The organism is Photorhabdus heterorhabditis, from assembly GCF_018448905.1.
Taxonomy (GTDB): domain Bacteria; phylum Pseudomonadota; class Gammaproteobacteria; order Enterobacterales; family Enterobacteriaceae; genus Photorhabdus; species Photorhabdus heterorhabditis.
Genome location: NZ_RCWA01000048.1, coordinates 1 through 18,510 on the forward strand (window position 1 = coordinate 1; position 18,510 = coordinate 18,510).

16 protein-coding genes, 2 tRNA genes and 1 pseudogene are annotated in these 18,510 nt (G+C 39.7%); 12 read left to right on the plus strand and 7 right to left on the minus strand.

What is annotated here, in order from left to right:
* The first annotated feature begins 526 nt into the window (after positions 1–526).
* Positions 527–997, plus strand: a complete 471-nt coding sequence (locus EAE89_RS20040; protein ID WP_054479869.1) for an outer membrane lipoprotein — start codon at positions 527–529, stop codon at positions 995–997.
* Positions 998–1,077: 80 nt separating this feature from the next.
* Here EAE89_RS20040 and slyA read toward each other — a convergent pair whose 3' ends face one another.
* Positions 1,078–1,509 carry a transcriptional regulator SlyA gene (gene slyA, locus EAE89_RS20045; protein ID WP_054479870.1) on the minus strand — a complete coding sequence of 144 codons (432 nt, stop codon included), beginning with the start codon at positions 1,507–1,509 and terminating at the stop codon, positions 1,078–1,080.
* Between the two features lie 558 nt (positions 1,510–2,067).
* Positions 2,068–2,307, minus strand: a complete 240-nt coding sequence (locus tag EAE89_RS20050) for a DUF1289 domain-containing protein (protein WP_054479871.1) — start codon at positions 2,305–2,307, stop codon at positions 2,068–2,070.
* A 172-nt stretch (positions 2,308–2,479) separates the two neighbouring features.
* Here EAE89_RS20050 and gloA point away from each other — a divergent pair, with 172 nt between their 5' ends.
* On the plus strand, positions 2,480–2,893 hold the full coding sequence (gene gloA, locus EAE89_RS20055) for a lactoylglutathione lyase (protein ID WP_054479872.1): 414 nt from the start codon (positions 2,480–2,482) through the stop codon (positions 2,891–2,893).
* Positions 2,893–3,546, plus strand: a complete 654-nt coding sequence (gene rnt, locus EAE89_RS20060; RefSeq protein WP_054479873.1) for a ribonuclease T — start codon at positions 2,893–2,895, stop codon at positions 3,544–3,546. Before gloA ends, rnt begins: the two co-directional genes overlap by 1 nt.
* Positions 3,547–3,754: 208 nt before the next feature.
* On the opposite strand, the gene EAE89_RS20065 is transcribed toward rnt, so the two are convergent.
* On the minus strand, positions 3,755–4,102 hold the full coding sequence (locus tag EAE89_RS20065) for a Grx4 family monothiol glutaredoxin (protein ID WP_054479874.1): 348 nt from the start codon (positions 4,100–4,102) through the stop codon (positions 3,755–3,757).
* Positions 4,103–4,364: 262 nt separating this feature from the next.
* Here EAE89_RS20065 and EAE89_RS20070 point away from each other — a divergent pair.
* Positions 4,365–4,802: pseudogene (locus EAE89_RS20070) on the plus strand (Fe-Mn family superoxide dismutase); the annotation flags it as partial.
* A gap of 252 nt (positions 4,803–5,054) precedes the next feature.
* Here the strand turns inward: EAE89_RS20070 and cydH are convergent.
* Positions 5,055–5,147, minus strand: a complete 93-nt coding sequence (gene cydH, locus EAE89_RS20075) for a cytochrome bd-I oxidase subunit CydH (RefSeq protein ID WP_149616933.1) — start codon at positions 5,145–5,147, stop codon at positions 5,055–5,057.
* Positions 5,148–5,410: 263 nt separating this feature from the next.
* Between cydH and purR the strand changes: the two genes are divergently transcribed.
* Complete coding sequence (gene purR / locus EAE89_RS20080) at positions 5,411–6,436, plus strand: HTH-type transcriptional repressor PurR (protein WP_054479875.1); 1,026 nt, start codon at positions 5,411–5,413, stop codon at positions 6,434–6,436.
* 6 nt (positions 6,437–6,442) lie between these two features.
* On the opposite strand, the gene punR is transcribed toward purR, so the two are convergent.
* Complete coding sequence (gene punR / locus EAE89_RS20085) at positions 6,443–7,351, minus strand: DNA-binding transcriptional activator PunR (RefSeq protein ID WP_149616932.1); 909 nt, start codon at positions 7,349–7,351, stop codon at positions 6,443–6,445.
* 147 nt (positions 7,352–7,498) lie between these two features.
* Here punR and punC point away from each other — a divergent pair, with 147 nt between their 5' ends.
* Together punC and cfa are read left to right on the plus strand one after the other, a co-directional pair.
* A complete protein-coding gene (gene punC, locus EAE89_RS20090; RefSeq protein ID WP_149616931.1) occupies positions 7,499–8,710 on the plus strand; it encodes a purine nucleoside transporter PunC in 1,212 nt (403 codons plus the stop codon).
* A gap of 295 nt (positions 8,711–9,005) precedes the next feature.
* Positions 9,006–10,157: a cyclopropane fatty acyl phospholipid synthase gene (gene cfa / locus EAE89_RS20095; RefSeq protein WP_054479878.1), complete on the plus strand. Its 1,152-nt coding sequence runs from the start codon at positions 9,006–9,008 to the stop codon at positions 10,155–10,157.
* Between the two features lie 173 nt (positions 10,158–10,330).
* Here the strand turns inward: cfa and EAE89_RS20100 are convergent, their stop codons facing one another.
* Together EAE89_RS20100 and EAE89_RS20105 are read right to left on the minus strand one after the other, a co-directional pair.
* Complete coding sequence (locus EAE89_RS20100; RefSeq protein ID WP_054479879.1) at positions 10,331–11,308, minus strand: CgnE/CgnB domain-containing protein; 978 nt, start codon at positions 11,306–11,308, stop codon at positions 10,331–10,333.
* 540 nt (positions 11,309–11,848) lie between these two features.
* A complete protein-coding gene (locus EAE89_RS20105) occupies positions 11,849–12,505 on the minus strand; it encodes a riboflavin synthase (protein ID WP_054479880.1) in 657 nt (218 codons plus the stop codon).
* Positions 12,506–12,774: 269 nt separating this feature from the next.
* Between EAE89_RS20105 and EAE89_RS20110 the strand changes: the two genes are divergently transcribed.
* From EAE89_RS20110 to EAE89_RS20130, 5 genes are all read left to right on the plus strand, one after another.
* Positions 12,775–14,148, plus strand: coding sequence for an MATE family efflux transporter (locus tag EAE89_RS20110; RefSeq protein ID WP_149616930.1), 1,374 nt, complete (start codon positions 12,775–12,777; stop codon positions 14,146–14,148).
* A gap of 195 nt (positions 14,149–14,343) precedes the next feature.
* Positions 14,344–14,420, plus strand: a tRNA-Val gene (locus EAE89_RS20115).
* 31 nt (positions 14,421–14,451) lie between these two features.
* Positions 14,452–14,528, plus strand: a tRNA-Val gene (locus EAE89_RS20120).
* A gap of 431 nt (positions 14,529–14,959) precedes the next feature.
* Complete coding sequence (gene pykF, locus EAE89_RS20125; RefSeq protein WP_149616929.1) at positions 14,960–16,369, plus strand: pyruvate kinase PykF; 1,410 nt, start codon at positions 14,960–14,962, stop codon at positions 16,367–16,369.
* Between the two features lie 213 nt (positions 16,370–16,582).
* Entirely contained in the window at positions 16,583–18,466 is a 1,884-nt protein-coding gene (locus tag EAE89_RS20130; RefSeq protein WP_214086488.1) for a type III secretion system effector inositol phosphate phosphatase, read from the plus strand.
* Positions 18,467–18,510: the final 44 nt, after the last annotated feature.

The following is an 18,510-nucleotide window of genomic DNA, read 5'->3' on the forward strand; positions in this document are numbered from 1 at the left end:
GTTTCTTTAACAACGGCGAGGTGTTCAATCAGAGTCATCATTGAGCTATCTGAAGAGAAATAAGCGTGATTAGATCATGTCATTACTCTACTTTCAATAGGCGTTAAAAAAGTATGCTCGCGCCCTGCCATCCAGACTTGTACCCGACATTACACCAATATAGCGACCTGACTTCATAACCATTATTTTGCCTTCCTGCTTAGAATCTGCCTTGATAAAATCAGAAACCATGTTAGTTAATAACTATAAAGCGCGGTGGTTTTAGCTGTATATGGTTAATGGGAAAACAAAGGAATAAAACCTGAGTTTTGGAAACAACTTCACAAAAAATGCTGAATTTCTCATTAATAGCTATTTCTTTTAAAAATCTCTATTGACGTTTAATATGTGTTGAGTACTAGATTGTTAATGTACTGATATTCTACTCAAATAAATTTTTCACTACTTGTTGCCAATGCCGGTTGTTAGCCTGGTTGCTTATAAGCTATCAGATTTCCGCAGTCAGGCATCGAAATTAGGAGTTACTATGTTGAAGCATTTCTTAGTTAGCGCAGTTGCAGTCGCTTCATTATCAGGCTGTGTTAATACCGATTCCCTTTCTGGAGATACATATACTGCCGGACAAGCTAAACAGGTTCAAACTGTTTCTTACGGTACCGTTGTTTCCGTCCGTCCTGTCAATATTCAGGCGAGCAGTAATGAGAATGTATTAGGTGCGATTGGGGGTGCAGTTCTTGGTGGTTTGGTTGGTAATACTATTGGAGGGGGTAGTGGCAACACATTGGCAACAGCCGCTGGTGCGATTGCTGGTGGTGTTGCAGGTCAAAACGTTCAAGGTGCACTCAACACAACGAAAGGCGTAGAACTGGAAATTCGCCGGGACAGTGGTGAGAGCATCATTGTCGTTCAAAAGCAAGGAAAAACCGTCTTTAGTAAAGGTCAACGGGTAAGAATCGCAGGCCAGGGTAGTAATATTACTGTTTCTCCTAGACAATAAATCAATAAGAAAACCGTGACTTAGTTTTTTAAGTCGCGGTCTTCTTTCATTTGGTTAACACTTCATGAATACCATAATGACTATCTACTTTGTAACTGGATAATATTTTGCTCTAGTCTTTGAACTAAAGTGGAAAGAAAAGCAAGTTCCTCTTGTGTAATACCTTCCAGAATCTCATTTCTTGTGGACGCAATGACACCATCTAGCTCCCTAATAACAGATGCAGAGTCTTCAGTTAACTTGATTCTTTTTGCACGACGATCATTAGCACAAGTGTGCCTGGTGATAAGTCTTTTTTCCTCAAGCTGATCTAATGTCCTTACCAAAGATGGTTGCTCAATACCGATAGCTTTCGCCAACTGTATCTGAGATTGCTCCTGTGGTAACCGGCTAATATTGTATAACGTTACCCAATGAGTCTGAGTTAATTCCAATGGCTTTAAACGATAGTCAATTAAAGCACGCCAAATACGGACTAACCGTGCCAGATCTGATCCCAATGTCGATTCCAATTGCCCCTCCTTAAATAACTAGCCTATTAAACATAACAGCCAAATTTTTCTAAATCAGGCTAATTAGCCTTAAAAAGTATATATAACTTTTACACAATCACAGTAAATTCTTAATAACTAACTAATTCAGGTAACTATAACCAATAACAACAAAATTTAAATTAAACTCAAAGTAAAACAATCAACATACAATATCTTAACCATAAAAACCATCATAACTATGGATACAGACAAATAGAAACCAATAAATATCATTCAATACTTTATTCCAAACACTATAAGGATAGCTGTCATCTAAATGCTAATCTATCTATTTTTACATCAATATTGTCTTTATTTTACATTTGTCACACAATCAAACTAAAAATTCCATTTTAAACATAAGGTTATATGGACAACCAAAATAAGAGCAATGAATTTTTCCGATAAGCAATAAATAAGAAAATAACAAACAAAATACACTAAATTGTAGTAGAACATTTATAGCTTAGCCAAAATATAACCCTATATAAGTAAGTCATTGAATTGTTAATTCCAATAACTTCAAAGAATCGCTAATTAAAATAGTGATGGCTGTTCAGGTCTTTCTTCATCTGGCTGATGGAATGTTCTCAATGTACGTAAATATCTTTGCCGACAAAGTCTCAATACTTCGCGTTTTTGCTCATCCGTCATTTTCATCCAATTAAATCTTTCTTCCCGACTACGATAGCACCCCCGACAAAAGCCCCGCTCATTAGCCTGGCAAATTCCTCGACAAGGGCTGGGAATAGCAAAAAACTCTAGTTGCTCAGCCATCACATCCCCTTTCCTATACATTTCATATACTATGTTTAATTATAAACCTAAATAAGAATAAATTATAATTATGGATAAATTGAACTGTAACCGTAAGACACGTTATAGTTAGTGGTTTTTGTGCGAGCTACCGCACAAAAACACAAGAAAAACCATTAAATTAGAGGTAATTATGCGTTTACTCCATACCATGATCCGCGTTGGTGATTTACAACGCTCCGTTAATTTTTATACTGAAGTCTTAGGAATGCGCCTACTGCGCGTCAGTGAAAATACAGAATATAAATACTCACTCGCCTTCGTTGGCTATGCTGATGAAAGCGAGGGAGCCGTGATTGAATTAACTTATAACTGGGGAGTTGATAGTTATGAGATGGGAAATGCATTTGGTCACGTAGCATTAGGTGTCGATGATGTTGCAGCAACTTGCGAACGGATTCGCAAAGCTGGCGGGAATATCACCCGTGAAGCAGGCCCAGTAAAAGGGGGAACAACTATTATTGCTTTCGTTGAAGATCCCGATGGCTATAAAATTGAACTTATTGAAAACAAAAATGCCAGTAACGCTCTGGGTAACTCAATCTGATGTCTGATAAAAAAGAGCCAAACGTCCTTAGTGGACGTTTTCGAGGTTATTATCCTGTAGTCATTGATGTTGAAACTGGCGGCTTTAATGCCAAAACGGATGCATTACTTGAAATTGCCGCTATAACACTGAAGATGGATGATGACGGCTGGATAACACCCGACGAATCACTTCATTTCCATATTGAACCATTTGCAGAGGCTAATCTTGAACCCGCAGCGCTGGAATTTACCGGAATTGATCCGTCAAATCCGCTACGTGGAGCAGTGAGCGAATACGAAGCTTTACATGCCATTTTTAAGATGGTTCGTAAAGGCATAAAAAACAGTCACTGTAATCGGGCAATTATAGTGGCTCACAATGCTAATTTTGATCACAGTTTTGTTATGGCCGCTGCGGAACGCACCAAACTAAAACGAAACCCATTTCATCCATTTGCAACTTTTGATACAGCGGCTTTAGGTGGTTTGGTTTTAGGACAAACGATTCTGGCAAAAGCCTGCATCGCAGCTGGGGTTTCTTTCGACAATAATCAGGCTCACAGCGCCTTATACGATACTAACCGTACTGCCGAGTTATTCTGTGAAATAGTTAACCGCTGGAAACGACTTGGTGGCTGGCCATTAACCACAGAAATAGAGGAAAATGCCTAATCAAGTAGTGCCAATGAGCCGAACTTATTGACATTATGATTATGTGCAGCAGGAATATCATTGATGCTCTTACCACTATAACCTAATTATAAACCAACAGAATTACAATTAACTATATGATTAATATAATTAAATGTAATTTATAACGATAATTATCTCCCCATACATCAAAATATGGGGAGATAGCAGTCCGTGGGTAATTGAATAATTACTCTGCGGCGTTCTCGCCCTGAGAACGGTATTTATCAGCAGCTTCTTTAATTAATGTTTGTAACTCACCACGCTGAAACATTTCAATTATAATATCGCATCCACCAACCAACTCACCCTCAACCCAAAGCTGAGGAAAAGTTGGCCAGTTAGCATATTTTGGCAATTCTGCGCGAATCTCTGGATTTTGCAAAATATCTACGTAAGCAAAACGTTCACCACATGCAGATAAAGCCTGAACAGCCTGTGCAGAAAAGCCACAATTTGGTAATTTAGGAGAACCTTTCATATACAGCAGAATTGGATTCTCGTTAATTTGGCGCTCAATCTTCTCAATAGTCGTCATTTTTATTTCCTTTAAATCAACAGTATGCTGAAGTCAACATCGTCACAATATTGGCGGAGAATACCATTTTCTTTCACCAATATGCATCCTGATATTTTCTTATCCAAGAGCAAATGGCATCTTTTTCACTGTTATTTATCGTAGAAGTTATTAAGATAATTAAACAAAAATAGCCATACAATAATTAGCTTATATTTGCTCTTCACCATGCTTTATCCTACTTAATGCATGATTTAAAGAGCTATACCCTATGGACTTCAAGTTTGCTGGGAACTCTCTGGAAGAGATTATCAGAACTTCTGAAGGTGGCATTTTCAACAATGCTGCTCAAGTTTAGAATCATACTTTTTACTGGCACTGCTTGTCTCCAAATGGCGGTGGAGAACCAACAGGTAAAATCGCTGAAGTTATTAATAAATCATTCGGTTCTTTTACAGAATTCAAACAGCAGTTTACCGACGCAGCGGTGAAAAATTTTGGTTCCGGTTGGACTTGGCTGGTTAAGAAAACTGATAGCAGTCTGGCTATTGTGAATACGTCTAATGCAGCACCGCCCTTGACTTCTTCTGATAAACCAATATTGACTGTTGATGTTTGGGAACACGCATATTACATCGATTATCGTAATGCACGCCCTAAATATCTGGAAAGTTTCTGGGCATTGGTTAACTGGAAATTCGTTGAAGAAAACCTGGCTTAATAGCTATTTATTCAACTAATTACCACTCGCTCTAGCATTAAGGGCAGATGATCCATTCAAGCCATCTGCCCTATTTCCTGTTAACATAAAGCTCGATTTCTCTATACCCGTCATCTTTCAAGCTGCTGCTTTGTTGGCTGCGTTCACTTACCCCAGTCACATCGTTATCTATGCTCCTGGGGATGCGTTCTCTTGCCGCCGCACTGCAACTTGAAATCTATTGGGTATATACCACTTAATCAATTCAAAATATCAGGCAAAAATTAAGCAAAGAGCAGCAAAAATGACAATCATCACCAACGTGCTCACCGCAGTCAATAAACCAAGCTTTAAATCAGTATCCATAGCGTCTCCTCAAAATAAAAGTTTATAGCCCCCAAACCCTTTCATTGGTATGGCTAATTATCCTTACAGAAAGGAAAAAGCATAAAATAGCGATTACCGGCTATTTTATAACATTGATTATTGCTTTCACTTTTGAGCCAGATCAGACAAAATTCGAAGTTTATCGATAAAGAATTGCCACGCTCCCTATGTATCAAAGATACTGGCAAACAATTAACAAAGATTTATAAATTTAGACCAAAAGGTCAGGAGTCTTTTATCTCATGGCAACGATCAAAGATGTGGCTAAACACTCTGGCGTTTCAACCACTACCGTATCCCATGTTATTAATAAAACCCGTTTTGTCGCCGAAGATACTAAGGCTGCGGTTTGGGCTGCTATTAAAGAGCTGAATTATTCACCCAGCGCAGTTGCTCGCAGTCTGAAGGTTAACCACACCAAATCGATCGGTTTACTGGCAACGTCCAATGAAGCCCCCTATTTTGCTGAAATCATTGAAGCCGTTGAAAATAGTTGTTACAGCAAAGGCTATACGTTGATTTTATGTAACTCACACAACAATATTGATAAACAGAAAGCCTATTTAGCCATGCTGGCACAAAAGCGTGTGGATGGCTTACTGATTATGTGTTCAGAATATCCGGAACAGCTGTTAGGAATGCTGGAAGATTATCGCAATATCCCGATGGTCGTCATGGATTGGGGGCAAGCCAGAGGTGACTTCACTGATACTATTATTGACAACGCATTTCACGGCGGTTATCTCGTTGGTCGTTATCTTATTGAACGAGGCCATCGAGATATTGGTGCGATCCCTGGCCCCTTGGCACGAAATACTGGTGGTGGCCGCCATCAAGGATTCTTGAAAGCATTAAAAGAAGCCTGCATCCCAATCAGAGAAGAATGGATTGTTCAGGGAGATTTTGAGCCTGAATCGGGTTATAAAGCCATGCATCAAATTCTCAATCAAAAACAGCGTCCAACTGCGGTTTTCTGCGGTGGGGATGTTATGGCCATGGGCGCTATTTGTGCTGCGGATGAATTAGGATTACGAGTCCCACAGGATATTTCGGTGATCGGTTATGATAATGTACGCAATGCCCGTTATTTCTCGCCAGCATTAACAACCATTCATCAACCCAAAGAACGTTTGGGGCAAATGGCCTTTTCCATGTTACTGGACAGAATAGTCAATAAACGTGAAGATGCACAAATCATTGAAGTACATCCACGTTTGGTTGAACGCCGCTCCGTCGCGGATGGCCCATTTATCGACTATCGTCGTTAATTTGCCTTACTCCTCCTGAAGCCATTCAGCATTAAGCGTTTCACTATCGCCAAGATAGCCGAGAAGCCAACTTAATGCCGGAGAATGGCTATTTTGCGCCCATGTCAGACAGCACGGACTATCTGGCAAAGGCTGTACCAATTCCAATGCTTCCAGCTTTTTCTGCCGAATGAGCGGCATTGCCCTGTGCTTTGGCACCATTCCCACACATAACCCTTCATGCAAACAATCCAAGCCAGACTCCCAATCAGGGACGACTAATCTGCGCTGATTGTCCAAAGTCCAAGTGTCACGCTTCGGTAAATTTCGGGAGGTATCTTCAAGACACAAACTTGGATAAGGTCGCATCTGATTATCAGACAGCGGACCGGGCAATTGAGCCAGAGCATGACCCGCGCTTACTACACATAGCCAAGGCATAAATCCCATATCTTTAAAACTGAACCTTGCCCCTACTGGCGCAACCCGGGTTGCGCCGATTGCAACATCAACCCGACCATCCACCAATGCATCCCATACACCATTAAACACTTCCTGATGGATAAAAAGTTCCACATCAGGAAAATGATGATAAAAATCAAGAATAAGCTGCCGACTACGTTCTGGTTTAACCACCCGGTCAATAGCAATACTGAATTGCCCTCTCCAACCATTTGCAACCTGTTGGCATTGATGACGAGTGTCAATCATCTTTTTGATAACAGCACGAGCCTCTTTGATGAAAATACTGCCAGCCTCGGTTAATTCTACATCCCGATGGCGGCGCTCAAATAGCGGAACTGCAAGCCATTCTTCTAGTTGCCTTACTGTATAACTGACAGCAGAAGGAACACGATGAAGTTCCGATGCAGCAGCACTAAAACTCCCTGTTCTGGCAACAGCATCCACAACTTCAAGTGAATATTCTGACCACATAATTTTACCTTTCAATTTTTTTCACAGCATTATGCAAATATTACCGTTTCACAAGTAAAAATCACGGCATATAGAATACGTACAAATATTCTTATCTACTTACCACAGCAAGCTATTTCAATCATGACATCCAAAGAGAGTAATCAAATGAAAAACTCAAGTCAGTTCATGTTCTACCTTGCAGGCTTGAGTATGCTAGGTTATCTGGCTATTGATATGTATCTGCCCGCTTTCGGCTCTATGCAACAAGAATTAGGTACGTCGGCAGGAGCAATCAGTGCCAGCCTGAGCATCTTTCTTGCAGGTTTTGCCTTTGCTCAGCTTCTATGGGGACCTCTTTCCGATCGCTTTGGAAGAAAGCCTATCATCATCATCGGGTTATCAATATTTTCTATTAGCTGTCTGGGCATGATTTGGATAACAGACGCCTCTCAACTTTTAGTGTTGCGTTTTATCCAAGCCGTAGGTGTTTGTTCAGCTGCTGTCTCATGGCAAGCACTCGTTATTGATCGTTATGATAGCAATCGTACCAAACGCGTTTTTGCAACGATTATGCCTCTGGTTGCCCTTTCCCCTGCTCTGGCGCCTTTGATGGGAGCCTGGCTGTTACAACATGGCGGTTGGCGCATAATCTTCCTGGTATTAATGGCAATGACACTCTTGCTACTGTTATCGACTCTATTCCTGCAAGAAAATCGTAGAAAGAGTCAGGCTCAAACTCAGACGAGTAATGTATCTTTCTTTACGTTACTTAGATCACCGATGTTCAGTGGCAATGTTCTAATATTTGCATCATGCAGCGCTGGCTTTTTTGCCTGGTTAACAGGCTCGCCTGTTATTCTTAGTGAGATGGGATATAACCCGAATGACATAGGTCTGAGTTACGTACCACAAACATTGGCCTTTATGATAGGTGGTTATGGGTGCCGCAGCATTTTAACTAAAATAAAAAGTGAGATTGTTTTCCCTTATCTATTGGCTGGTTATGCTGTCAGCATGATTGCACTGTATTTCATTGCAAAATTCAGCGAACCCACCCTGCTTATAATCCTGATACCTTTCTGTTTTATGGCAGCAATGAATGGTGCTTCATATCCGATAGCGGTAGCAAATGCTTTATCCGCTTATCCACAAGACAGTGGAAAAGCAGCAGCATTGCAAAATACTCTTCAATTAGGGCTTTGTTTTATTGCTAGTCTGATTGTTTCAGCATTTATCGACAATCCACTTATCGGTAATCCATTGGTATCAACAACAGCGGTTATGGCTTCAACCATTGTGTTAATGTCATTAGGATATTTTATACAGTGGAAAAAAAAACCTGACCGCCGCATGCAAGCTACTGAACAACATTCCTGACATTAATCAAAGTATTAATCAAATAAAGACTGTTAATATTCAATTAATTACAGTCTTTATTTATTAATTGATGAAACAATTCTACGCTTTTATACTCATACTAATTCCTTATTCTAAATTCTGATAATCTGGAATTTGAGGTTTTCAGGAGCAATGGCTGCTCTGATTAAACTTATGGATTAGTCACCTTTAGGGTTTTTCGCTTTAACGTTTTGCATCTTGCGTTCTCGCATTCTGCTTTAATTAGCTAAAACGAGCTCCTCAATAATTCCATCACCTTAACGTTGGAGAGTATATGAGTTCATCCTATATCGAAAACCAGCAAGTCGTCACTAACTCCTGGCAGAAGATTGCCAATGAAATGCTACAAGAAGCAGGTATACAGGTTAATGGTCACAATCCTTATGATATCCAAGTAAAAAATCCTGACTTCTATAAAAGAGTTTTACAGCAGGGATCAATGGGATTAGGTGAAAGCTATATGGATGGCTGGTGGGATTGTGAACGGTTAGATATTTTCTTTTATCGCGTTTTACTCGCTGGATTAGAAAATAAAATGCCTAATAGCCTCAAAGACATACTAAAAATCGCAATAACCCGTTTGCGTAATCTGCAAACCCCAAAACGGGCATGGATTGTAGGTCATAAACATTATAATTTAGGTAATGATCTTTTCACCCGTATGCTTGACTCTCATATGCAATATTCCTGTGGATACTGGAAGCAAGCTGAAACACTGGAACAAGCTCAACTTGCTAAGTTGAAACTCATTTGCGAGAAATTAGAACTCTCTCAAGGGATGACCCTGCTGGATATTGGTTGTGGTTGGGGAGGATTATCCGCTTATGCTGCAAAAAACTATGGTGTTTCCGTAACAGGTGTAACCATCTCTACGGAACAGCAGAAATATGCACAGGAACAATGTACTGATCTGGACGTAAACATTATTCTGACAGATTATCGGAAATTACATCAGCAGTTCGACAGGATTGTTTCTGTCGGTATGTTTGAACACGTCGGGCCTAAGAATTATTCAATTTACTTCAAGGTTGTTAAAAGAAACCTGAAACCTGATGGCTTATTCCTGTTGCATACCATTGGTTCCAGCAGAGATAAAATCAGTGCTGATCCGTGGGTTAGCAAATATATTTTCCCTAATGGCTGTATACCTTCTATTGAACAAATAGCACATACTAGTAAAAGCCGTTTTGTTATGGAAGATTGGCATAATTTTGGAGCGGATTATGACCGCACATTGATGGCCTGGTATGAAAGATTTATTGCCAGTTGGCCTGAAATACAAGATAGTTATAGTCCAAGATTTAAACGTATGTTCAGCTATTACCTAAATGCTAGCGCAGGTGCATTTCGTGCCCGCGATATTCAACTATGGCAGATAATGTTCAGTCAAAAAGGTATTGAAGGTGGATTACGAGTCTCCCGATAATTAATTAAAGGCTACAGTGGAATACCGCTGTAGCTTCTAATTAACTAAGTTTAAACAATATAAGAAATCGATTTCAGATCTTTAAATATAAAAAGGAGGGTTTTGATATAATTACACTGTTTAAATATTTATTAAAAGAATTTATTTAACATTAAAAATATAAGTCCCCTTCGCTAGCTAAAATAACCGATATAACCATTATCAAAAACGGTTGTTTGATCAAACGCGATTTTTCCATTAGAAAAGATCAAATCTAAATGATGGCTTCCCTTTACTCCACCACCTAAACCAAGATGTAAACCAGGATGCCTTTCTTCAAAACCCGCATTTCTGCCGTAGAGTGATTTAACTCCCGTGTTGGTACCAATCCCAAACTCTTCAACAATTCTATTACCGTGATTATGATTTAGATATAAATTAAAATCCCGGCTGAATTCAGCATTGTCACAATCAAACCCAATAATTTCACCATTCTTTATATTTATAGTCATCATATCATTGACAACCCCATATTTTATGGCAAATGGTGCAGTACTCAAAAAGGTACCACTGAAACTAACGTTGCCATTAAGGTTCTTTATATGACTAGCTATTTCTCCAGGAACAACATCAGGATTTCCACTTCCATCAATAGAAGTCCATTTATGATCTTTATCTAAATAACCGGTAATTGAATTTCCTTTATTATCCGTATATTGGATTTTTTGCGATCGACTCAATAGCTCAATAAGTTTTTTATTTCTTTCTGCTATTGATTCTTGTAACTCGCTAAATGCTTCAATGAAATGAGAACCATAATCTTTAAATAGTACTGATTTTTTCCAGGATTCAGTAATAAAGCGTTTTATTTTAATTAAATATTTCGGACCTTGTGGAGATACATTTTTTAATGTTGATGATGCGTAAAGAAAAATAAATAAATCGCAATCGGATATCTTCTGTTTTACATCATCAACAGATGCTTCTTCTAAAAAAATAAAATCGGATTCTACTTTGAAATTCTTTTCGTACACATGCATTTTTTGCGCAATATCACCATGTTCAATATCAGATCCAATAAATAATTTTATGCATTCATCATTTCTTACTTTATCCGAAATTGCAGGATGATACGATAAACAGCGATACATATTTTCAAGACTTTTATCCATAAGAGCAATCCTGTTTATACCCGTTATCTTTCAAGTTGCCTTTTTGTTGGCTGCACTCACTCACCCCAGTCACAGAGTTATCTATGCTCCCTTGCCGTCGCGATCCATCTTGAAATCCATTGGGTATATTTTTAAGTAAGGGGAAACTCCCCTTACTTTATATTATTAATAACCATTAAGGCCAAAGGGCCGTACCGAAAGGTACGACAGCTTGTGCATTCATCATTTCAACAGCATCATCATGTGTAGGTTCTTCAAGCCACTCATCTAACTCAAGCGTGTTTTCCATATAATAGCCTCTAAAAATACAGTGATACGGTTAACTTGCACTTTGCAAGAAGAAAAATTAACAACATAGTAACAACAAGAAATTATATTAACTAACATAATACACAAGATACTGCAATAGAAATCACAAAGCTTCATCTCTTCATCATCGATAAGCTCAACAATTCTTTGATACTGACTTAATGACACATCCCTATCAGCTTAAAGTTTAAAGCTACAAGAACACCCTGTAGCTTTTCATTTATTTATCAACTATTCATCAAGAACAATCACTGGATGTTGAGCGATAATTTTTTCCTGCTCTTTCTGAGCAAGAACCCGTTCTACGGTATCAACGATCGCCTGAGTCTGAGGATCAATCTCGATATTCACTTTCTGACCAAGACGTTTTTTACCCAATGTTGTGCGTTCCAATGTTTCAGGAATAAGATGAACACAAAAACGATTATTGACCACATCACCAACCGTCAAGCTAATGCCATCAATGCCGATGAACCCTTTATGCAGGATATATTTCATCAATTGCTTATCGTGGATACGGAACCATATTTGATGATTATTTTCTGAAGTGAAAATTTTAGATATTTCAGCAACAGTGACGATATGACCGGACATCAAATGCCCACCAATTTCATCACCAAATTTAACCGCCCTCTCCAGGTTTACATAATCCCCTACCTGTAAATCACCCAGATTGGTCAGGCGCAGAGTTTCTTTCATTAAATCGAAACTAATCTTATCACCTTCTACTTTGGTCACTGTCAGACAACAACCGTTATTGGCAACTGACGCTCCCGTTTCAATGCTTGGCAATAACTCGGACGGGAATTTAACTACATGAGTCCGGAAATTATTTTTTTCATCAACAGCAACCAATAGTGCCTTTCCCTGAACGATACCAGTAAACATAAGAGAACCTCTTAATACCATGTAAAATTACTAATTAGTTTATATCAAGTTGCCATTTATAAATACTACACGAGCATTTTGAATGTAGACATCCTATTACTGGTGGGTAACGGTTACCTACCCTAAACGGAGTATCACCGCATGCCTTGCCAAATAGTATTAAACAGATACAATACTATGGTTAGTTAAACGATTGATTTTTCAAAAATCGTTTCTCATATACAAGAGTTTTCCTTAACATTTTCTACTTTATAAATAAGGTGTAATACGTGCAGAAGTATTTAAAAGAAGCGCGTAATCTGCTTGCTCTAGGTATCCCTGTCATCATTGCCCAATTCTCACAAACTGCAATGGGAGTTGTGGATACGGTTATGGCAGGTAGCGTCAGTGCAACAGATATGTCCGCAGTTGCTGTTGGTACCTCTATCTGGCTACCAGTTATCTTATTTGGTTATGGCCTGCTAGTGGCCTTGACACCAATTATTGCGCAAATGAATGGTTCTGGTCGTAGAAAAATGATTGCGAACCAAACACAACAAGGATTTTGGTTAGCGACTTTTCTCTCAATCATAATTATTGCTATTCTATACAACTGTAAATTTCTAATTGATAAACAACACAATATAGATCCGCTTTTAGCAGAAAAAGCCGTTGGATTTATCCACGCAATAATGTGGGGCACGCCAGGTTACCTGTTTTATCAGGTACTTCGTAATCAATGCGAAGGTTTGTCGAAAACCAAACCAGGAATGATTATTAGTTTTTTAGGATTATTAATTAACATCCCGATTAACTACATATTCATTCACGGTAAATTCGGCGCTCCTGCTCTGGGTGGTGTTGGCTGTGGTGTTGCTACCGCCAGCGTTTACTGGGCCATGTTTCTTTTAATGCGTTTATATGTGAAACATTCATCATCACAAAAAGATATCCGCCCTGTGCGTCGTTTTGTAGCGCCAGAATGGCATACCCTGAAACGTATCTCAGCTCTCGGTTTGCCTATTGCTATGGCAATGTTTTTTGAAATTACTCTATTTGCGATAGTGGCACTATTGGTCGCCCCTTTAGGCGTTACCGCTGTTGCAGGGCATCAGATCGCCCTGAATTTCAGTTCATTGATGTTCATGTTTCCAATATCTTTAGGCATTGCAGCTACTATTCGAGTGGGATACAACCTGGGACAAAGATCTATTGAGAGCTCCCGTATATCAGCTTATACCGGTATTGCCGTAGGTTTGATGTTCTCCTGTTTTACCGCAATCTTTACTATCATTCTGCGAGAACCGATTGCCTTGATGTATAACGACGACCCCGAAGTCGTCGTCATGGCGTCACATCTAATGCTGTTTGCCGCTTTCTACCAATTATCAGATGCAATACAAGTTGTTGGTACCGGTGTCTTACGTGGATATAAAGATACACGATCTATCTTCTATATCACTTTCAGCTCTTATTGGATTCTGGGGCTACCAAGTGGTTATATTCTGGGATTAACCAACTACATTGTTCCTGCTATGGGGCCAACAGGATTTTGGATCGGCTTTATTCTTGGCCTGACCGCATCAGCAATAATGATATCCATCCGTATCTTATGGATACAAAAACAATCAGATGAGATAATCCTGCAACGCTCAGCCCGTTGATTTGTTTTCTATAGAGCCGGGGACGAATATTTTTACTATAGGAATATAGGAATATAGGAATATAGGAATAAACGACAAATTCACTGCAAAAGCTGTAAATACGAGCAGTTAAACAATAATTTGTATTATTCCTCTTGCAAGAAGGCTAACTGGCCGCTAATATTCGTCCCCGCTGTCACCAATGCAATTTAGATTGCGTCCGTAGCTCAGTTGGTTAGAGCACCACCTTGACATGGTGGGGGTCGGTGGTTCGAGTCCACTCGGACGCACCAAATTGGTTGGTTGATAGTATCTCTTCTTAGTGCGTCCGTAGCTCAGTTGGTTAGAGCACCACCTTGACATGGTGGGGGTCGGTGGTTCGAGTCCACTCGGACGCACCAAATCTTTAGAACTAATCCTTTATTTCAACGTCTTAATGACTGAAAAATCACTTATCTGCAATGAGATAACTCATTGATTTTTTATCTAGAAATTACACAATACGTTATAACTTCCTGCTGCAATTTTCGCCATTCTCCAGTTTTACTGTTATAATTAACCTACACAATCATTTTTTGATTCATTTCACAAAAATAACTCTTTATAATACGGCGCAATTTATAGTTGAAAGGTTTCAGCACATTAATTTACGCACACTGAAAAATCACAGATTGATAACATGTGTCTACCTCATACAAAAAGATACCGCATGTCTTCCCCGTCACCTGTCCTTAATGGTATTGCGCAACTTTCAACACAATATGATATCTGCGCAAACCATAAGTTGACGGCTCACTATTTTCATTCATTAAAAACCTGTAGATAAATTGTCATGAAAAAAACCAAAATTGTTTGCACTATCGGACCAAAAACAGAATCCGAGGAAAAACTGGCTGAATTGTTGAATGCTGGCATGAATGTTATGCGCCTCAATTTTTCACACGGAGACTATGAAGAACACGGCCAGCGTATTCAAAACATTCGCTCAGTTATGACTAAAACAGGTAAGCAAGCAGCTATTTTGCTGGATACTAAAGGCCCTGAAATCCGCACCATGAAGCTGGAAGGTAGTAATGATGTTTCCCTGACTGCGGGTCAAACTTTCACTTTTACCACCGATACTTCAGTTATCGGTAACAAAGACCGTGTTGCTGTAACTTACAGTGGCTTTCCTGCTGATTTGGCACCAGGTAATACAGTTCTGGTTGATGATGGCTTAATCGGCATGACAGTCAAAGAAGTCACTGAGTCAGAAGTCATTTGCCAAGTTCTGAACAATGGCGACTTGGGTGAAAACAAAGGTGTTAACCTGCCAGGTATTTCTATCAGCCTGCCTGCCTTAGCAGAGAAAGATAAACAAGATTTAATCTTCGGTTGCCAACAAGGTGTTGATTTCGTTGCCGCTTCTTTTATCCGTAAACGCTCTGATGTTTTGGAAATCCGTGAACATCTAAAAGCCCACGGCGGTGACAATATTCAAATCATCTCCAAGATTGAAAACCAAGAAGGTCTGAACAACTTTGATGAGATCCTGGAAGCTTCTGACGGGATTATGGTTGCCCGTGGTGACCTGGGTGTTGAAATCCCGGTAGAAGAAGTTATCTTCGCCCAGAAAATGATGATTGAAAAATGTAACATGGCTCGCAAAGTTGTGATTACTGCCACTCAAATGCTGGATTCCATGATCAAAAATCCACGCCCTACCCGCGCAGAAGCGGGAGACGTTGCTAACGCCATTCTGGATGGTACTGATGCTGTTATGCTTTCCGGTGAAAGCGCAAAAGGCAAATATCCCGTAGAAGCGGTGACTATCATGGCAACAATTTGTGAGCGTACAGACCGAGTCATGCCAAGCCGCATTGAAGCTGTCAATTGCCGTAAACTACGCGTAACCGAAGCGGTATGCCGTGGAGCGGTTGAAACCGCAGAAAAACTGGAAGCACCTTTGATTGTGGTTGCAACATATGGTGGTAAATCAGCCAAATCTGTCCGTAAATACTTCCCAGGTGCCCCTATTTTGGCATTAACCACGAATGAAGTGACTGCACGTCAATTGCTACTGGTTAAAGGTGTTTCTACGCAAATCGTCAAAGAAATCGCATCAACTGATGACTTCTACCGTATCGGTAAAGAAGCGGCACTGGCTAGCGGTTTGGCAAAGAAAGGCGAAATCGTGGTTATGGTATCTGGTGCTCTGGTTCCAAGCGGTACAACCAACACCTCTTCTGTTCACGTTCTTTAATTTGATATTTGGTTTTATTTCTGAAACATCGCATGTTTGCGGTGTTTCTGTTTCAGATCTGACTTTCTTTGCTTATTTGATATAACACCTGATTATTCCCCCTTCCAATCCTCACCGGTCGTCACAGCTTGCGTCGCCTTACCCGGAACAATCTCAAAGATATCTTGCGGCAATTTATATCCCGCCCTGAAGAACAAAGAATAGAGTTTTACGATGTACCGGATATATCCGGCATGTTTTTCCAATGTTCATATGAAAAACTTTTTTTATATCGAAAATTTACATTTTGTGGTTCAATATCTATTCAATACTTATTATTTCAATATGAAAGGAGAAATCATGCATATACAAGTCGCTAAATTTCCCACTCCCATTATCCAGAATATCAAGCATACACAAGTCGCTAAATTTCCTACTTTCCTTATCCAAAATATCAAGCGTATAGCCTCAAAAATATCGGCAAATAGCGCAACTTTGAGTCGTATATTGAAGGTTAGCACCTCATCACAGCAGCTAAAAACAACGCAATCTTCTTCTATAAAAATCCCTATAAAAATCAATTTGATATCATTACATAGAGGCGAAACGAAACTTCTATTATCCGAATTCAATCAACCATCATTACCTTCTACCCGTTCCATTCATACTGTTTTTAATCTACAACAAAATATGATCGATTCTGCTGCCTTAGCACTAAGTAACCTTGGTGGCGATCCCACAACACTAAAGCATTTATCTCGCCAGTTAGAAGCGGCTCATTTCAAAGCGGATAGACCAGCTACCCCAGATGAATTAAAAGCAACAAAATCTCTTAGCAAAAATCTTATTAATTTAATAGCCAACCAGCTAAGAAAAATAGGCATCTCACACAAAGAAGCTATGAAAGAAGCAAAATTTGCTTTCAGTGAAGCGAGTAAACAACATCTTAATCATAAGAAATGGGCTACACTGGAAACTCAATTTGAGCATGGTGGTAGAATGTATCATTGCACATCCATACCGGCAGCACAGATGAAATTAGGTACAGAGGATATTTTTCCAACTTCCTACCAGGATTACGGTGTGTGCAGTAAATCCACACAAGAAACCATCCACTCCGTTAATATGTGGGTGTCAGATATACGTGTAAAAAATGAAAATGGGCAAGAACAGACACTATTTAAAGGGTTACGTCACGGCGTCTTATCGCCTTTTACATTAGAAAAAGGAACAATAGAACGTTTAGACGGAGCAAAAGCACGAGCGAGTGAAGTTGTCACTGCCGCACTATTTACGAAAACAGATCTACTACAACAAGCATTAAAAGGAGAAACAGTTGAGTTACAGTTAGTCTCGACATCACTACTCACCGCATTCCAACAAGAAAGTGATATGTTGCACGATCAAATAGAGGCATGGAAAGCACTGTGTGCTGAGAAACCACTTACGTTATCTATACGCACCGAAGACGGCCATATGCAAAACGTCAAGGTAAAACTAAACGTCGCTGCATTTAATTTTGGTGTCAACGAACTCGCTCTGAAACTTCCTTTAGGCCACAATCAAGCTGATAAGTGTAATGTGACAGCATTACATCAACTCTTAGGAAATGACTTGCATCCTATGGCCGAACCCGGTGGTTGGGTAGGAGAATACTTGGCTAATAATCCCAAAAATGCTACACGTGTGCGCCTATTAAGCCAACAATTGAAAGAAATTTGGGCTGATAAAACACATCATTACGATGGTGGTGAACCATACAAAGCTCCACAGCGCGTAGCAATGCTAGCCTATGAGATAGGTGCCATCCCCTGTTGGAACTGCAAAAGTGGTAAGGACAGAACCGGAATGCTGGATGTCGAGTTGAAACGAGAAGCTGTGGCAATCCATCAAGGACAGGGCTTAAATGCGCCTGGCAGCCAACTGAAAAAAACAGATCAGAAGCTATTACAGCAATTACTTCTCCATAGTGGAAATCTGGAAATACAAGCCATCAATACGGGTGCTCCCGGCAATAAGGTGATGAAAAACGTTCCACTTATTGGTTTATCGTATAAACAACGTATAGGAGATTCTGAGACTTGGGAACAAGCTCAAGGATTATCATCTCTGTTGTAGTAGTTCAAACGAAATTTGATGAGATTGACGCTCCACACGGCGTC